This is a genomic window from Methanohalophilus halophilus, assembly GCF_001889405.1.
Taxonomy (GTDB): Archaea; Halobacteriota; Methanosarcinia; order Methanosarcinales; family Methanosarcinaceae; genus Methanohalophilus; species Methanohalophilus halophilus.
The window spans coordinates 1,183,249-1,198,867 of record NZ_CP017921.1 but is presented as its reverse complement, the minus strand read 5'-3'; the positions used below and the strand labels follow the sequence as shown (position 1 = coordinate 1,198,867).

General features: G+C 44.0%; 18 protein-coding genes and 1 tRNA gene. 15 read left to right on the top strand and 4 right to left on the bottom strand.

Annotated elements, in window-relative coordinates:
• Window positions 1-56 precede the first annotated feature (56 nt).
• The 4 genes from BHR79_RS06150 to BHR79_RS06135 all read right to left on the bottom strand — a co-directional run bounded on the left by BHR79_RS06150 (window position 57) and on the right by BHR79_RS06135 (window position 5,798).
• Window positions 57-509, bottom strand: coding sequence for a hypothetical protein (locus BHR79_RS06150; protein WP_143743598.1), 453 nt, complete (start codon window positions 507-509; stop codon window positions 57-59).
• A gap of 147 nt (window positions 510-656) precedes the next feature.
• On the bottom strand, window positions 657-1,343 hold the full coding sequence (locus tag BHR79_RS06145; protein WP_072561529.1) for a hypothetical protein: 687 nt from the start codon (window positions 1,341-1,343) through the stop codon (window positions 657-659).
• 96 nt (window positions 1,344-1,439) lie between these two features.
• Window positions 1,440-3,437 carry a COG1470 family protein gene (locus tag BHR79_RS06140; RefSeq protein ID WP_072561528.1) on the bottom strand — a complete coding sequence of 666 codons (1,998 nt, stop codon included), beginning with the start codon at window positions 3,435-3,437 and terminating at the stop codon, window positions 1,440-1,442.
• 57 nt (window positions 3,438-3,494) lie between these two features.
• Window positions 3,495-5,798, bottom strand: coding sequence for a hypothetical protein (locus tag BHR79_RS06135; RefSeq protein WP_072561527.1), 2,304 nt, complete (start codon window positions 5,796-5,798; stop codon window positions 3,495-3,497).
• 665 nt (window positions 5,799-6,463) lie between these two features.
• Between BHR79_RS06135 and BHR79_RS06130 the strand changes: the two genes are divergently transcribed.
• The 15 genes from BHR79_RS06130 (at window position 6,464) to BHR79_RS06060 (ending at window position 15,611) form a co-directional block, all read left to right on the top strand.
• Window positions 6,464-6,964: a nitroreductase family protein gene (locus tag BHR79_RS06130; protein ID WP_072561526.1), complete on the top strand. Its 501-nt coding sequence runs from the start codon at window positions 6,464-6,466 to the stop codon at window positions 6,962-6,964.
• A 50-nt stretch (window positions 6,965-7,014) separates the two neighbouring features.
• Complete coding sequence (locus BHR79_RS06125; protein WP_072561525.1) at window positions 7,015-7,503, top strand: ferritin family protein; 489 nt, start codon at window positions 7,015-7,017, stop codon at window positions 7,501-7,503.
• A gap of 18 nt (window positions 7,504-7,521) precedes the next feature.
• Window positions 7,522-8,724 carry an FprA family A-type flavoprotein gene (locus tag BHR79_RS06120; protein WP_072561524.1) on the top strand — a complete coding sequence of 401 codons (1,203 nt, stop codon included), beginning with the start codon at window positions 7,522-7,524 and terminating at the stop codon, window positions 8,722-8,724.
• Between the two features lie 53 nt (window positions 8,725-8,777).
• Window positions 8,778-9,053, top strand: coding sequence for a ferredoxin-thioredoxin reductase catalytic domain-containing protein (locus tag BHR79_RS06115; protein WP_072360932.1), 276 nt, complete (start codon window positions 8,778-8,780; stop codon window positions 9,051-9,053).
• A gap of 422 nt (window positions 9,054-9,475) precedes the next feature.
• Complete coding sequence (serA, locus tag BHR79_RS06110; RefSeq protein ID WP_072561523.1) at window positions 9,476-11,047, top strand: phosphoglycerate dehydrogenase; 1,572 nt, start codon at window positions 9,476-9,478, stop codon at window positions 11,045-11,047.
• A 24-nt stretch (window positions 11,048-11,071) separates the two neighbouring features.
• Window positions 11,072-11,554, top strand: a complete 483-nt coding sequence (locus tag BHR79_RS06105; protein WP_072561522.1) for a hypothetical protein — start codon at window positions 11,072-11,074, stop codon at window positions 11,552-11,554.
• A complete protein-coding gene (locus BHR79_RS06100) occupies window positions 11,554-12,018 on the top strand; it encodes a DUF2240 family protein (protein WP_072561521.1) in 465 nt (154 codons plus the stop codon). Before BHR79_RS06105 ends, BHR79_RS06100 begins: the two co-directional genes overlap by 1 nt.
• A 115-nt stretch (window positions 12,019-12,133) precedes the next feature.
• On the top strand, window positions 12,134-12,514 hold the full coding sequence (locus tag BHR79_RS06095; RefSeq protein ID WP_072561520.1) for a 50S ribosomal protein L18e: 381 nt from the start codon (window positions 12,134-12,136) through the stop codon (window positions 12,512-12,514).
• 16 nt (window positions 12,515-12,530) lie between these two features.
• Window positions 12,531-12,950 carry a 50S ribosomal protein L13 gene (locus BHR79_RS06090; protein WP_072561519.1) on the top strand — a complete coding sequence of 140 codons (420 nt, stop codon included), beginning with the start codon at window positions 12,531-12,533 and terminating at the stop codon, window positions 12,948-12,950.
• 12 nt (window positions 12,951-12,962) lie between these two features.
• Window positions 12,963-13,367 carry a 30S ribosomal protein S9 gene (locus BHR79_RS06085; protein ID WP_072561518.1) on the top strand — a complete coding sequence of 135 codons (405 nt, stop codon included), beginning with the start codon at window positions 12,963-12,965 and terminating at the stop codon, window positions 13,365-13,367.
• Between the two features lie 8 nt (window positions 13,368-13,375).
• Window positions 13,376-13,564, top strand: coding sequence for a DNA-directed RNA polymerase subunit N (locus BHR79_RS06080; protein ID WP_072561517.1), 189 nt, complete (start codon window positions 13,376-13,378; stop codon window positions 13,562-13,564).
• Window positions 13,565-13,639: transfer RNA gene (locus BHR79_RS06075), tRNA-Pro, on the top strand.
• 166 nt (window positions 13,640-13,805) lie between these two features.
• Complete coding sequence (locus BHR79_RS06070) at window positions 13,806-13,988, top strand: DNA-directed RNA polymerase subunit K (protein ID WP_072561516.1); 183 nt, start codon at window positions 13,806-13,808, stop codon at window positions 13,986-13,988.
• Between the two features lie 10 nt (window positions 13,989-13,998).
• Complete coding sequence (rpsB, locus tag BHR79_RS06065) at window positions 13,999-14,727, top strand: 30S ribosomal protein S2 (RefSeq protein ID WP_072561515.1); 729 nt, start codon at window positions 13,999-14,001, stop codon at window positions 14,725-14,727.
• A gap of 80 nt (window positions 14,728-14,807) precedes the next feature.
• On the top strand, window positions 14,808-15,611 hold the full coding sequence (locus BHR79_RS06060) for an MEMO1 family protein (RefSeq protein WP_072561514.1): 804 nt from the start codon (window positions 14,808-14,810) through the stop codon (window positions 15,609-15,611).
• The last annotated feature ends 8 nt before the right edge of the window (window positions 15,612-15,619 follow it).

Below are 15,619 nucleotides of genomic sequence, written 5' to 3'. Positions count from 1 at the left end.
TAAATCTCAATAAACCCCACAAAGTAAAGGCTGAGCATTTCAGACTCCCCATATATTCATTTTGACCGGTACCTGAGCGCTACAAATACAGCTATTATAATTATTAACCCCAGCAAGACAAATTGAAACATAGAGTTATCCTGAAATGTTTCCATACTGTCTTTCTTTACAGTAAGATCCAGTTCAATAGTATCCCCAGGGTTTGCATTTACAAGTTTATCCCCATCATACTCCGCTTCATTTCCATTCACATAAATTGCTATATTTTTGAAATCCTCTGGCTCAGCTGTCACAATCAGGCTGTTTCCCGAAAGATCACCATAAACCCCTGCATTACTGGTTTGAACGCTTCCTATTATCTGGTCATTTATTTTTGCTGTAATGCTTGTACCAGGATCTGCCTGTGAACCATCAATTGTTACATTTCCTTTGATAACTAATGGTAAAGATGGCATTTGTGGGCTTTCTTCAGCTACTGCTACTGACATTGTTGATACTGTAAGTAACATGAATACTTGTAGTATTATTATCAGCACACGCCCGGTTCCAGTACATTGCATGGTATCACATCGCTTGATTGAGATTAGGCCGATCATTAAGGATCGGCCTTTTTCGATAATAAGAGGAGCTCTTATATCTGGGTATACCTCTTTATTTTAATCCTCTTTTTTGTATATCAAGAAGGCAATTATTCCCAGAAGTGATACCAGTACTATTGCCATCACACCGATTCCTGTCATGGAAGTGGTCTGTGATTCAGGTGCGGGTACATCTTCCCCTGCAGTTTCCTCAGAAGAACTGGTTCCAGCAGAAGCAGTAGCGTCTAACTCGCTCTCATCACCTGTGCTTTCACTTGTTGCTGCCTGATCCACACCATCGGTTGAAGTTGATGAACTTGCCATTCCACCACTGGATCCATCTGAGGACCCTGTGTCTTCACTTCCTGTAGATGCTGTTTTAAGGCTGAGTTCAATAACGTCACCTGGTTGGGAATCAGCCATTTCAGCTGTGTTATACATATCTGATTCCGTACCGTCTACATAGAACTTCAGATTCTTGTAGTCATCGGGTTCACAGGTTATTGCAAGCTGATTTTCTTTGCTAATAATTCCGTCTGATTGCAGGGTGGTTGAACCAACCTGATTGCCATCAAGTACTGCTGTAACTTCCGTTCCGGCAGGTGCTGCATTATCTCCCTGGCTTACTTCTCCCTCTACTAGAAGAGGCAATGAAGGAATTTCTCCTTGCGAAGCACTGCATGCCGGTATCGTTGCTATTGCGAATAATAATACGAATACCTGTAAGATTATTGTGTATCTGGTAAAGCTCCCCTTTTTGATCATTTAATCACCTTGAGTTATTATATGCAAGATTATTTAAATAAAAAAAGGTGAGTTCGCAAACCCACCTCAAATTTTTACTTTTGTCTTTCCCTCACATCAGAACCCGCTAAGGGTGGCTTCCTCGGTCACGTAGACCCAGTGTCCCTCGTATGGGCCCATGTCGTAGACGTCTGTTCCTACATGGATTCCAGAGATCACTCCGGTTTCACCGTTGTGGCCAACCTGCTCATAAGACATTGTGGCAGGGTTGTATGGTCCCTTCACGGTTGTGTAGGACTCATCGATCGAGCCGAGTACCAGTTCAGCAGACAGTATGTCCATTGAATCAGTGTAGCCAATAGCATTCCAGCCTTCGTAGACTGTCATTGTGGCGGGCACTGCTGGAACTTCAGGTTCGAGCATGTCTTCGGCAATGACCTGAGTGCAGTTCTCGGCACTCTTGATCCAGTATCCCTTTAGTGGTTCGAAGTCAGTGACAGTGTCCCAGGTGCCTGCGGATGCATTGTAGTATATCAGTGCATCATAGTTGACATCTGCAAGGACATAGCCAACACTGCTGTTGTTCAGTTCAGATGGTACTGACATGAAGTTCCAGCCTGGCTGGATTGCAATTCCTTCTGGAAGGACCACATCGATTGTGGTTTCCCCACCAACTGGATATTCATTCATCTCGGTATCTTCTACTACACCGTCAAAGGCATGTGTGCCTTCCTCGTTGGAGGCGCGTACAGTGTATTCGAAGCTTGTTTCACCGTCAAGGATGAACGTTACTTCATTTCCATCCACAATACTGTTGGGTACACCCAATGTGGAACTGACATATTCGAATCCTTCAGGGATTGTCTCAACAACCTGAGAACCTACACCGTCGTTCATCACTTCGATGCTGACGTTGAACTCATCGCATGGTCCGACTTCTGCAGGTTCGGGGATGATATCCCTGGTTGCAGATACCTCATCTTCTACTTCTACAGTTGCCTGCATTTCACCTGTGATGGTTGTTTCCGTTTGACCGCTGGTAAGGATATAAGTACCATCGAAATTGTAGACAGTACCATCAGTAGCGCTCATTGGTACCTGTACATCATATGTGTAGGTTGTACTGGCTACACTACCATCAAATTCAACCCATTTGAGGTGGCCAGCTTCTGAAGTATCTCCTGTGCCGGCATCAGTGAGTGTCAAGCCTGATGGCACCAGTTCATCCACGATGATACGATCATCAGGGTTGTTCACGTCAAGGCTCACGGTGATTGTATCACCGGGTGCCACTGTCTGTGAAGAAAGGTCCCTGCTGACATCCATTGCGTCTCCATTACCTTCTGCAGTGACTGTAACCTCTGATTCTCCAAGAATGGATGCTTCAGCTGCGCCGCTGGTAAGGATGTAGGTACCATCAAAGTTGTAAGTGCCACTGGCACTCATTGGTACCTGAACATCATAGGTGTAGGTTGTACTGGCTACACTACCATCAAATTCAACCCATTTGATGTGATCTGTCTCTGAGATGTCCCCCGTACCAGCATCTGTGATGGACCATCCCGCTGGAACCATATCATCTACGATGATACGATCGTCAGGGTTGTTCACGTCAAGGCTCACGGTGATTGTGTCACCGGGTGCCACTGTCTGTGAAGAAAGGTCCCTGCTGACATCCATTGCGTCTCCATTACCTTCTGCAGTGACTGTAACCTCTGATTCTCCAAGAATGGATGCTTCAGCCACGCCACCGGTAAGGATGTAGTTACCATCAAAGTTGTAAGTGCCACTGGCACTCATTGGTACCTGAACATCATAGGTGTAGGTTGTACTGGCTACATCACCGAAATCAACCCATTTGATATGATCTGTCTCTGAGATGTCCCCGGTACCAGCATCTGTAATGGACCATCCCGCTGGAACCATATCATCTATGATAATACGATCATCGGGATCATTCACATCAAGACTCACAGTGATTGTATCACCAGGTGCCACCGTCTGTGATGAAAGGTCCCTGCTGACATTTTCTGCAGCAGCAGAGGATATCAAAGGTATTGCCACTAATAGCAATAGAGCTACGATTCCTATTGTTTTCAACATATTTTTCATCATATACCCCCCTGAAATAGATGTAAGTTGAGAGGGGACTTACCTCTCAACAAACCTTTTTCAGAGATAGCCTGCTCCTCCAAGGTAGTAGTAATCAATTATTTCTGAAAGTTCACTGCCATTGATTGCTCCATCATAGTATGCATCAATTGCATTAGACAGTTCAGTTCCTGAGATTACTCCATCCTCGTTGGCATCAAACTGGTTGTACTGTGGTGTGTCACCGTTGCCAGTGTCTCCATTATCCTCTTCACAGATCATGTCTGGTGGGATGTATAGCCTGAAGTCCATGTGGGTTACAGCAAGGTCTTCGGAATCTCCATCGATGCCTGCTGAAACATCATAGCCACCTGGAATTTCAACAAGGTCCTGCAGATACAGTGCATCAACACAGGTCCAGCTTCCGCTGCAGTCAGTGTCGAACCAGCCGACATGCTGATCAGTTGTGTTGAACACCAGGGTTGTACCCATGTAATCAACAGTGAGTGTGTCACCGACATAGTTTGGATCATTTTGGTCATCAAGCTGATCATTACCCTGTGGTTTCAGAGGCTTCTCGAACCTCAGGTCCTCGTCATGCTCTGCAACCTTTGTGTTTGCTTCAAAGAGTTCTCCACTGATTGTGAAGTTGTTCAGCCTGATATCGCCGACTGATACATGTCCATTCCTGTCCATGTCAAGGTATGCTGCATCAGACATTTCGGGAGTTGTTTGGTCAAACTCTCCATCCTTGTCCCTGTCGATGAAACCAACATCAATCATGATGTTCTTAAGTGCATACTCAATATCGACATTGCAAAGGGTTACCTTGGTACCACATTCTGGCCATTCCTCCGTTCCGTTGAATGGACTGAGTGGGTCATTTACTGGTACATACAGCCTGTCGTCACCTGCGGTTACGAACCAGTCGTAGTATTCCTCAGGGGAATAATCTACATCCTCTACATTGCACAGGTCTCCACGCTCATCGAAGAGCTGCTGCAGATAGAGTTTGTCTGGACAGGTCCAGGTTCCGGTACAGTCAGAATCCACGTATCCAGCCATGTCATCGAAGGATCCTGCGACTGCAAGTGCAGTTCCGACATCCTCATCTCCTGAGAGAGCACCTGCTTCAACAAGAGTGTAAGCCTCTCCAATTTCGCCTGGCATGTATCCATCCTGCTCAAAGACAGGTACGTCACTGAGCCTGAGGTCGCCGGCAGTTACGTCATTACTTCCATCAAGGTCGAGGTAAAGTGGATCTCCGAGACTGTATCCTGGAAGGCCGTCAATGTCTGTGTAAGAGATATCCTGACTTGACAAATCCTCAAGTCCATTATCCAGGTCTGCCTGGTTGCTTGGTCCAACCTTTGTGTTTGGTGGATAAGTTGTGGATATGTTGGAAAGTCTGATATCACCGAATGATACCTTTCCATTGTCGTCCATATCAACATAGATCTGGTTCATTGCATAATCTGGGTCTGCTGCAAGATCTGCACCAATGTTGACCTTCAATGCATATGTTGTGTCATGCTCGCCCTGTACAACCTTGGTACCACATTCGGGTATGCATTCATCTGGGTTGTAGGATGGGCTGTGCTCATCATATGCTGGGATGTAGAGTCTAATGTCACCGATTGTTACGGTTTCATCGAACCAGCAGTCTCCTGGCTGGTTGATATAAAGTTTGTCTGGACAGGTCCAGTCACCGGAAGCATCAACATCTACATAGCCGACAAGGTCTTCTAGATAGCCGCTACCGATGTGTGCAAGAGTCATGCCCTTGTCCTGCTGTCCTGCATCGTTAGCGCTGGTAACAACACTCCATCTCTGGTTGTTAGCATCGTTTACAGAACCGGCTTCCATGACAAGTTCACCGAGATCGGCGTTTTCAAGGGAATATACATCAACTGGTGGAACATCAGTCAGCCTGATATCACCCACAGAAACAAGACCATCGTTGTCGACATCTACATACGCTGGGTCATAGAGGTCATACATTCCATTGTCATTGATGTCCCAGTATGTGATTATGTCCTGTTCATCCAATTCATCCGCACCAAGCAGGTTGTCATCGTCACCGGGCAGAACTTTGGTGTTTGGTCCATATTCATCATGCCAGCCTGTAAGTCTCACATCACCAGAACTTACTAAACCGTCATCATTCATATCTACATAATACCATTGTCCGCCGTTAACGATTATATTTACATTCTCAGTGTCAGGTTCATTAAGTACAAATGTAGTCTCCTGATCACACTGTTCTACTTCTGTGCCACAGGGTTTCTCCCAGCAGCACTTAACGTTGTCCTCTGCTGCAGCTGCGCCTGTGAAGGCCAGGCATAACATTGCTACAAGCAAGAACACACTTATCTTCCATTGCATTCCTTTTTACCTCCGTTGAGATCTGATCTTATTTTCATTTCATAGCGGTCAAAAGGGATGCAGTTAACCGGAACAGCCCACTTGCTTCAAGGGAAGGAATTAACAGTCCCGATAGACATCGGGAGGTCAACACCTTCAACAACAAACGCTCTCACTTCCTTCCCCTGGCAAGTGAAGCTGTTCGGGTACCACCACCATACCCCTTACCACTTCACATTAATCTACATCACGAATGGTTATATATTCCTAAGAACCGCTGATTAGTACCATAAGTACGAATCTATAATAGGGGAGTCAAAAAAAGCAGATTTATCAAAATACACTCGCCATATTAGCAGCATTGCGTTTTTGGGTCATCTATGCCTGCCTATATAATATCTATATGATTATGATTATATTGTTCAGGCAAATCTTCAGGTATTACTACTAAATATTCAGCAATTGCCGGATATTATATTTCATATGTTTCAACAACTTCGCAGCAATGTGTTTTATCAATAAGCATGCAATATGACTTCTTTTACTCAAAAAAACAATGTTTCTAAACTCATTTCTTCATTTTGTTTTAGTAGAATCAATAAAAAGAGTGCAAAGGAGCCTTTCAGGAAAAGTTATTTACATTTAAAAACAGAGGTTGTTTGCAGTCATTATAATGGGGGTATTTAATGGAAGTTCTTGAAGCAATAGAGAAACGCACCAGCACCCGGCAGTTTCTTTCCCGCGAGGTCCCTGCCGATACACTGGACAAAATACTTTATGCAGGCACCCAGGCACCGAACGCCTTTAACAGCGAACCCTGGGAGTTTATAATTGTCAAAGATGAAAAACTAAGGGCTCGTCTTGCTGATATGAGAAAAAAAGCTCCAGAGCAGCAGAAGGCCATCGAGACCGCGTCCGTTATTGTCGTGGTCTGTTATGACAAGAAATTCGGGGATGAGGCGGTAGGCTCAACATATGCCTGCATAGAAAATATGCTGCTTGCTGCAACTGCTGAAGGACTGGCGGGAGTCACCCTTACATTCCATGGCAAAAAAATAATGGACATGTTTGGCATTCCGGATGGTTTTGATGTGGCATCCGTAATTCCCATGGGATACCCTGCAGAATCTCCTGAAAAACCTTCTCGTGTGGCAGTCAGGGATAAAACGCACATAGATAAGTTTTAATTACTCACGTTGTCAAATATAATAGCTACTCATTGTGGGAGTTGAATAAATTGCAAGATATACTCAAAGATGTAGATGTAGAACTCGAGAACATTAGTACGGTTGAAGAAGCAGTGGAAATGGCAATTGCCCTGGAGGACCAGGGGCATGACTTCTATCTTGAAAGAGCAAATCTTACCGGCAATCCCGGTGCAAAGAAAACCTACGAGTTCCTGGCCGAGGAAGAAAAACACCATGCCCAGTACCTTCACAAATTCCTCGAGGGAAAAGAAGTCGAAATACCTGAATCCAGTATCCCTGATTTCCGTGGATCTTTGAACGTGGAATTCACAGAAAACAATCTGGAAGAGATTGGTATTATGCTTGGAGCACTGCGTTTTGAAAGAAAGAGTGAATATTTCTATCTTGAACTCGAGAAGAAAGCCACCGAAAAGGCAGAACAGGAATTTTTCAGCAAAATAGCCAAATTTGAGCGTGGCCACTATGAACTCATTGATGGTTTACTGGATGAAGCCACCGGTTTCAGGATGCAGACATAAACCTGGCAGGTGAATTTTGTGGATACTCCAGAAGAGCCACTTGAAATTGCAAAAGGGGTTTACTGGGTTGGTGTAATCGACTGGAACCTGCGTGATTTCCACGGTTATGAAACTCCCCGCGGTGGCACATATAATGCTTACCTTATAGTAGATGAAAAGATCACCCTCATCGACACTGTTAAAGCATCTTTTGCAGACGAGATGATCGAAAGGATCAGCAGGATCGTGGATCCCTCAAAGATAGATTATATTGTGGCCAATCATGTGGAGATGGACCATTCCAGTGCCCTGCCACGGATTCTGGAAGTTGCCCAAAACGCCAAAATATTTGCCACCGAAAGGGGCAAAACCGGACTTAATGAATATTATGCCGAATCCGGGTGTAGTGGCTGGAATTTTGAGACCGTGAAAACAGGGGACGAATTAAACATCGGCAAAAGGACCCTGATGTTTATTGAAGCAGTCATGCTTCACTGGCCAGACAGCATGCAGACTTACCTCAAAGAGGATAATATCCTCTTTTCCAATGATGCATTTGGCCAGCATATTGCCACCTCAAAGAGGTTCGATGACCAGGTAGAAGATGTGATGGAAGATGCCGCCATATATTTTGCCAATATACTGACACCCTTTGCATCCCGAATACTCAAACATCTTGAAACTATCGGGAAACTAGGATTACAGATTGACATGATCGCCCCTTCTCATGGTGTTATATGGCGCAACGATCCGCAACGGATAATCGATGCCTACGCAAAATGGGCATCGGGGAAAGGGAACCAAAAGGTGATTGTGATCTATGATTCAATGTGGGGCAGCACAGAGATGATGGCAAAAGCAATTGCTGAAGGAGTGCGGGCATCAGGCACTGACGTTGTCTTGTTCCATCTGCGCAAAAATGACTGGAGCATGCTCATCAAGGAATTAATGGAATGCCGGGTCTTTGCCCTTGGGTCTCCCACAATGCACAATGGGATGTTCTTCACAATGGGTGGTTTCCTGACTTACCTGAAAGGCTTGCGCCCCAAAGACAAAAAGGTATCATTTTTCGGATCCTATGGCTGGGGCGGAGGTGCAATCAGACAGATGGAAGAGGCTCTCAAGAATACCAAAATGGAATTTGTGGAAGATCCCTTAAAAGTGAAATTCAGGCCTGAAAAAGATGATTTAGAGGGTTGCAGGCAACTGGGAATAAAACTGGGTGAAATTGCACGGTCCTGATTGTGCCCAAATCTTTTTATTTATATTAAACAAAGAATACAAGGAGTGATATAATGAAATTCGAAGATGAGCTTGAGATGGAATTTTATGAACGTTCCAAGAAAAACGCTGAAACTACCGGGTACAAACTTAATTCGGACTATGATGTTATCACCACAGCAGTGAAAAATATAGCTAACAACAAGCGTAATTATGGCGAATGGTACTGCTTCTGCCAGAAAAGAACAGGAGATAAAGAAAAAGATAAGAAGATAATCTGTCCTTGTGCCCGCCGTTCCCGCGATGTCGAGACCCGTGGTGCATGCAAGTGTGGACTGTACATTAAATAATTATTAGAAGGTTGCAAGTGTGAAAAGGTCAAATTTGAACTATTCAGTTGACCTTTTCATCCTCCTTCTTATTTTGATCGCTGTCTTTTACAGGCTTTTATATGTATCATTTTATTCCTTCAGGAGTACCACAAGGTCGTTATCAGGCATATCTGGCCCCTACAAAAGCAACCTGGACTATAGTACATAATAGGTTTCTATTATACTGGCAGTTGCCGTTCTGGTACATACTTTGCTTCACTATAAATGGCTGTCATGCATGACACGCAATATACTGGGAAACTCTAAAGAGCCCAAAAAATAAACTGTTTATGATGGTTAGATATATTTATATGGGTGGTTCAATCTAAAGTCTGTGTTCACCGGAGGCTATCCGTTATATCGGTGTATTATATCATTGTTATCACATGGAGAATATTAAAATGAAGGTACTAGTCAGTGATTCGTTATCAGAGGAAGGAGTGGCAAAACTTGAAGAACATTTCGATGTGGAGGTTTCAACCGGCCTTTCCGAAGATGAGCTTGTTGAGAAAATCGGAGAGTTTGACGCCCTGGTCATACGCAGCGGAACCCAGGTTACTGCCAGAGTAATAAAAGCCGCGGATAAACTCCAGATAGTGGGGCGTGCAGGGGTTGGAGTGGATAATATAGACATTCCTGCAGCTACAGAGAAGGGAATCATTGTAGTGAATGCACCGGAAGGCAACATGCTTTCAGCTGCGGAACATACAATTGCAATGATGCTTTCAATGGCACGCAACATTCCGCAGGCAACTGCTTCACTTAAAGCAGGTAAGTGGGAACGTAAGAAATTTTTAGGTGTTGAAGTAAATGGGAAGACCCTTGGAGTGATAGGCTTGGGCAGGATAGGTGCTGAAGTAGCCAAAAGAGCACAGGGGCTTGAAATGAACATCCTTGCCTATGACCCGTTTGTAAACGAGGACAGGGCAAAAGAACTGGGTGTGGAACTGGCATCTGTAAAAGAAATTGCAAAACGTGCCGATTTCATTACCGTACACACACCACTGACTAAGGAAACCCGCAATATTCTCGATACTGAAGAATTTGACCTGATGAAGCCTACTGCAAGGGTCATTAATTGTGCACGTGGCGGAATTATCAATGAAGATGCACTTGGAGAGGCTCTAAAAAATGATAAGATCGCAGGTGCTGCTATAGATGTCTTTACACATGAACCACCTGAAAACTGTTCTTTTGTTGGATTGAACAATGCTGTTGTCACCCCTCATCTTGGTGCATCGACCGAAGAGGCACAGGTCAATGTGGCTGTATCCGTAGCAGAAGAGGTAATATCTGTATTAAATGGCGGACCTGCCCGCAGTACGATCAATATCCCCTCTATAAAACCGGAAATAATGTCCACAATCCATCCATATCTTGAACTTGCGGAGACCCTGGGAAGTGCAGTATCCCAGCTTATGGATGGAAATTATGAAAAAGTGGAAATTGCATATAAGGGAGATGTTGCCGGCAAGGATACCCGACATCTCACACTTGCGGCCCTTAAAGGTGTACTTAAAACCATAATGGGTGCTGCTGTGAATTATGTAAATGCTCCTTCAATTGCTAAATCCCGGGATATTGAAGTCATAGAAAGTAAATCCGAAAGAGTAGAAGAATATTCATCCAGCGTAACGATCAAACTCAGCAAGGATTCAATTTCCAAGAGTATTACCGGTACGGTTGTAGAGGATGACTTAAGGATTATCATGATAGACGGCCAGCGGGTAGATCTTGCACCATCCGGTTACATGATTGTTTCCAACCACATCAACAGGCCCAATGTAATCGGCCCCTGCTGCATGATACTGGGTGATAACGAGATCAATATTTCTGGAATGCAGGTAGGCCGTGTCCAAATATGTGGGAAGACCATTATGGCATTGAATGTAGATTCCGAAGTATCCGAGGATATCCTGGAACAAATTCGCCATGTTGATGGTATTATAGATGCCAAACTGGTGTCTCTATAAATAAAATAGAATTGATCCAAACCCATGATGAAGAAAAGGATTTACCACCGGTTCCCGCGCAGGGAAGTTCAGTTTGAACAAAAGAACCGCTATTATGCAGATTTGCCCTATCTTGTTAAAGTGATGGCTAATACGGATGGCAGGTTCGGTATGTTTGTTACCGAATCTGTTACAAGAAGAGGTTACCGAATACAGGCAAAACGTGAACTCAAAGTTGAAATCGTCATGAATGGTATTGATTTTTCACCATTGAATTATCGTAATGCTGATTCTGTTGTTGGCACAATTGAACCTGAAGGGATGGTGGATTTCCGTATCTCACTGAAATACAGTTACCTGGATGGTGAATATAGCAGGGTCCCTTTCAAAGGTGATGTTTTTCTGGTAAGGGCAATTCTTGAAGGGGATGTCCTTACTCTTCGTATCAATCATATTGATGGACCCGGCAGAACCGAATGTGGAAGAATTGCTGATACAATTGTTGATGAATTAAGACGTGGCTCCTGATGGATGAATTGAAGTGTGTGGCAGCAGCTCCCTTCAAAAGGAATGAAGGAAGTCCAATGCTTCCACAGGATTTTGAATTTTCTCTCTCCTTCGACCTTAAATGGATGACACCCGAACAGGCATCCAGAATACTGGATATTGCTTTAAATTCTCATCTACTTTATATGGAAGATGAACAATTGCACCCTGCTTTTGATCCATCGACAATTGATATCCCGAGAGGGTTCATCCCTTCAAAAGATATCCTGCACCAGGTAACCCTTGTTGATCAGATTCTGGAATACATCGCATCGTGCAGTAATATGGACCTAAAACAGGTTGTATCACTTGTGAATAATCGGCATGAGAATCTTTCAGGCATGGTGGATGTTGAAGTTGCTGCCCTTATTATCGGAAGAGAACTTGGTTGTGATGTGGACAAATTCTATGAAAAGGTCCTGCAAAATGTTTCAATTAACGGTTGACTAATGCACAATCTTTATCTATTAGTAATTTAATTACACCCCACACTCCCTATCTATTCACCATGTTCGAACGCAAATTGTGCGTGAGTGAGAGATATTCTTGCAGAGGGACATTATGAGTAAAAAAACACAAAACAAAATTGAAAGGAAATCAGATCCACGGGTTCCTTCCCTGATTGTCAGCCTTAAGGAACAGGCACGTCAGGAAGATGCTCCGATCTGGAGAGATATAGCCAGAAGATTGGAGAAACCAAGGAAAAACTATGCCGAGGTAAACCTGAGTAAACTCAACAGGAACGCAAACGAGGGTGAAATTGTTCTTGTTCCGGGAAAGGTACTTGGTGCCGGCATTTTGAAACGCTCCGTGGCTGTTGCAGCGCTTGGTTTCAGTGCATCTGCAAAGGAAAAAATCGCAGAAAATGGCGGCAGATGTGTCACTATTGAAGAGATTATGAACGAAAAACCGGCAGGCTCCGGTATCAGGATCTTGATCTAAAGGCAGGTGTTCTATAATGACAGTTATCGATGCAGATGGACTTATTATGGGAAGGCTTGCAAGCAAGATTGCACATAGACTTCTTGCTGGTGAAACCATATCCATAGTCAACGCCGAGAAAGCTATAATCTCTGGAGCAAAAATAGCTACCTACGAAGATTACGAGCACAAAAGGTCACTTGGAAGCCATGAATTTGGCCCATTTTTCCCCAAAAGGGCAGATAGGATACTTAAAAGATCTATCAGGGGAATGCTCCCATACAAAAGAGCACGTGGAAAAGACGCTTTTGCACGCCTCAGGGTTTATATTGGCATACCTGAAGAGTTTGGAAAGGCTGAATTAGAGGTTGTAGAAGAAACAGATATCGACCGCCTGAGTACTGCAAAATATATTACCATCGGGGAATTGAGCAGAAAAATGGGTTCAAAATTCTAAGGAGAATCATAAATGACCAACAAAGTTTGTAATACTTCAGGGAAGAAGAAAACAGCCATTGCTCGCGCAACTGTTAGTAAGGGCGTTGGCAAAACCCGTGTTAACAAGAAACCTCTGGAAGTTTTAGAACCGGAGTTTGTAAAACTTAAAATCATGGAGCCCCTCATGCTTGCTGAAGATGCCGTATCCGGTATTGATATCGATGTAACAGTAAGCGGAGGCGGAATTATTGGCCAGGCAAATGCAGTGCGTACCGCTATTGCAAGAGGTATTGTAGAGTGGACAAATGACACCGCTCTTCGTGATGCATACATGGCATATGACCGCAGTCTCCTGGTAAATGACTTCAGACAGAAAGAATCCAAGAAATTTGGCGGACCTGGCGCTCGTGCCAGATACCAGAAATCTTACAGGTGAAAGCATAAATGTTACCAGTTCGCTGTTTCACATGTGGCAAGGTAATTGCAAATAGCTGGGAAGATTACAAAAGGCGAGTTGATCAAGGAGAAGCATCTGCTGCAGTACTTGATGATCTGGGTATCACCCGGTACTGTTGCAGACGCATGATCCTTGCACACGTTGAACTTGTCGATGTAGTTGCACCATACCAGTAAGGGACCGTAGGGTAGGCTGGACCATCCTTCGGCGTTCGGGACGCCGGTACCTGAGTTCGAATCTCAGCGGTCCCATCCCTTTATACTAAAGGAATTGGTAAGTGTATGAATAGTTAGCAAACCACATTCGGAGGGACTCCGAATACCCTATATATTCCGATTAATATTGATAAATGGACTTTTCTAGATCCAGTAAATTCCACGTCATCCATCCTATTGTAACTTCTGCCAGGGTGATTAATTGAGCAATGAGAAATTTACAAAGTATGAACGTGCGAGGATCATTGGAGCCAGGTCCCTACAGATTTCAATGGAAGCTCCTGTGCTGATTGATATCGACAGCAATGATTCCTTACAAATCGCTAAGTTTGAATTTGAAATGGGTGTCATCCCTATTACAGTAAAGAGAGATATTTCATCATGAGGTGAACTTTATGGAAGAAGATCAGGTTATTGAAGAAACATTAGATGAACAGGTTGAACAAAAGGTGGAGGAGGCTCCTGTAGAAACAGAGACTCCAAATGTCGAAAATACAAAAGAGGAAACAACAGAAGCAGCTGATCCGGAAGGTCCTGCACCAGATTCAACTTCCCTTGTTCCGATAGACGAGTATCTTGCATCCGGAGTACACATCGGTACCCAGCAGAAGACACAGGATATGATGAAATTCGTATATCGTGTGCGTACAGATGGGCTTTATGTTCTGGATATACAGGCTACAGATAGCAGAATAAGACAGGTCTCTCACTTCCTTTCAAAATACGATCCTGCAAAAATACTGGTCGTATCCGCAAGGCAGTACGGCCAGTTCCCTGCCAAAATGTTCTCCAAAGCAATTGGAGCAAAGTCAATGGTAGGACGTTTTATCCCGGGTACCTTAACCAATCCTTCAATTGAAGGATTCTTCGAGCCCGATGCAATAATGGTTACCGATCCTGCAGGGGATGCCCAGGTAATCAAAGAAGCTGTCAACATCGGAATTCCCGTTATAGGACTTTGTGATACCAATAACATGATATCAAATGTTGATATGGTAATTCCGACAAACAATAAGGGACGTAAAGCACTTTCCCTCATATACTGGCTTCTTGCAAGGGAAATCTCAAAAGAAAAGGACATTCCATTCAATTATACCATGGAAGATTTCGAAGCAGGTCTGTAAATCTCCCGGTTAATTCCGGGAGTAACTTGCTCCCATCCATATTACTTATATAATTATTCCCTCCTAACCATAAGAGGGGTATTATTATGAGACAGCCAACAGTAGCAGGCCAGTTCTATCCTCTGGGTATCAAACCCCTTAAGAAAGAGCTGAGCCATTGTTTCAAGGATTTGGAATTGGTCAGCGAAGATGCATATGGTATAGTTGTTCCTCATGCAGGATACATGTTTTCAGGCCCGGTGGCGGCTTATGCCTATGCTAAGTTGCCAAAGGCAGACACCTATGTAATATTCGGTCCCAATCATACGGGCTATGGATCTGCAGTGGCACTATCAACTCAAAGCTGGTCCACTCCCCTGGGAGATGTCCAAGCCGATGAAAAAATGGGAGAAATGCTTGCAGGATCAATAATCGACATGGATGAAGTTGCCCATATGTACGAACATTCAATCGAGGTCCAGTTGCCTTTCCTGCAGTATCGTTTTGGCAATTCTTTCAAGATATTGCCAATCTGCATGGGTTTGCAGGATATAGATACTGCCCGGGAAGTCGGTTTGGAAGTTGCAAAAGCTGCGGAGAAAACCGGGAAGAAAGTGGTGTTTATAGCATCAAGTGACTTCACCCATTACCAGCCACATGAAACCGCAAAAGAGACAGATATGTATCTGATAGATGCACTGGTAAATATGGATGTTGGGGAATTTAACCGCAGACGTGAAGAACTTTCCGCAACTGCGTGTGGATATGGGCCCATTGTAGCAATGTATACTGCAGCAGAATATATGGGAGCAAAGACTGCAGAATTATTGAAATATGCTACAAGCGGAGATATGACCGGGGATTATTCAGCAGTTGTTGGATATGCAGCCATAATTGTGAAATGATCCAGTAA

Excerpts from the sequence above, each read along its gene's own strand:
- BHR79_RS06100 (WP_072561521.1), top strand. The coding sequence starts at position 11,554 with ATGGATGAATTGAAGTGTGTGGCAGCAGCTCCCTTCAAAAGGAATGAA.
- BHR79_RS06090 (WP_072561519.1), top strand. The coding sequence starts at position 12,531 with ATGACAGTTATCGATGCAGATGGACTTATTATGGGAAGGCTTGCAAGC.
- BHR79_RS06150 (WP_143743598.1), bottom strand. The coding sequence starts at position 509 with ATGTTACTTACAGTATCAACAATGTCAGTAGCAGTAGCTGAAGAAAGC.
- serA (WP_072561523.1), top strand. The coding sequence starts at position 9,476 with ATGAAGGTACTAGTCAGTGATTCGTTATCAGAGGAAGGAGTGGCAAAA.
- BHR79_RS06095 (WP_072561520.1), top strand. The coding sequence starts at position 12,134 with ATGAGTAAAAAAACACAAAACAAAATTGAAAGGAAATCAGATCCACGG.
- BHR79_RS06115 (WP_072360932.1), top strand. The coding sequence starts at position 8,778 with ATGAAATTCGAAGATGAGCTTGAGATGGAATTTTATGAACGTTCCAAG.
- BHR79_RS06085 (WP_072561518.1), top strand. The coding sequence starts at position 12,963 with ATGACCAACAAAGTTTGTAATACTTCAGGGAAGAAGAAAACAGCCATT.
- BHR79_RS06140 (WP_072561528.1), bottom strand. The coding sequence starts at position 3,437 with ATGATGAAAAATATGTTGAAAACAATAGGAATCGTAGCTCTATTGCTA.
- BHR79_RS06105 (WP_072561522.1), top strand. The coding sequence starts at position 11,072 with ATGATGAAGAAAAGGATTTACCACCGGTTCCCGCGCAGGGAAGTTCAG.
- BHR79_RS06145 (WP_072561529.1), bottom strand. The coding sequence starts at position 1,343 with ATGATCAAAAAGGGGAGCTTTACCAGATACACAATAATCTTACAGGTA.
- BHR79_RS06135 (WP_072561527.1), bottom strand. The coding sequence starts at position 5,798 with ATGCAATGGAAGATAAGTGTGTTCTTGCTTGTAGCAATGTTATGCCTG.
- BHR79_RS06130 (WP_072561526.1), top strand. The coding sequence starts at position 6,464 with ATGGAAGTTCTTGAAGCAATAGAGAAACGCACCAGCACCCGGCAGTTT.
- rpsB (WP_072561515.1), top strand. The coding sequence starts at position 13,999 with ATGGAAGAAGATCAGGTTATTGAAGAAACATTAGATGAACAGGTTGAA.
- BHR79_RS06080 (WP_072561517.1), top strand. The coding sequence starts at position 13,376 with ATGTTACCAGTTCGCTGTTTCACATGTGGCAAGGTAATTGCAAATAGC.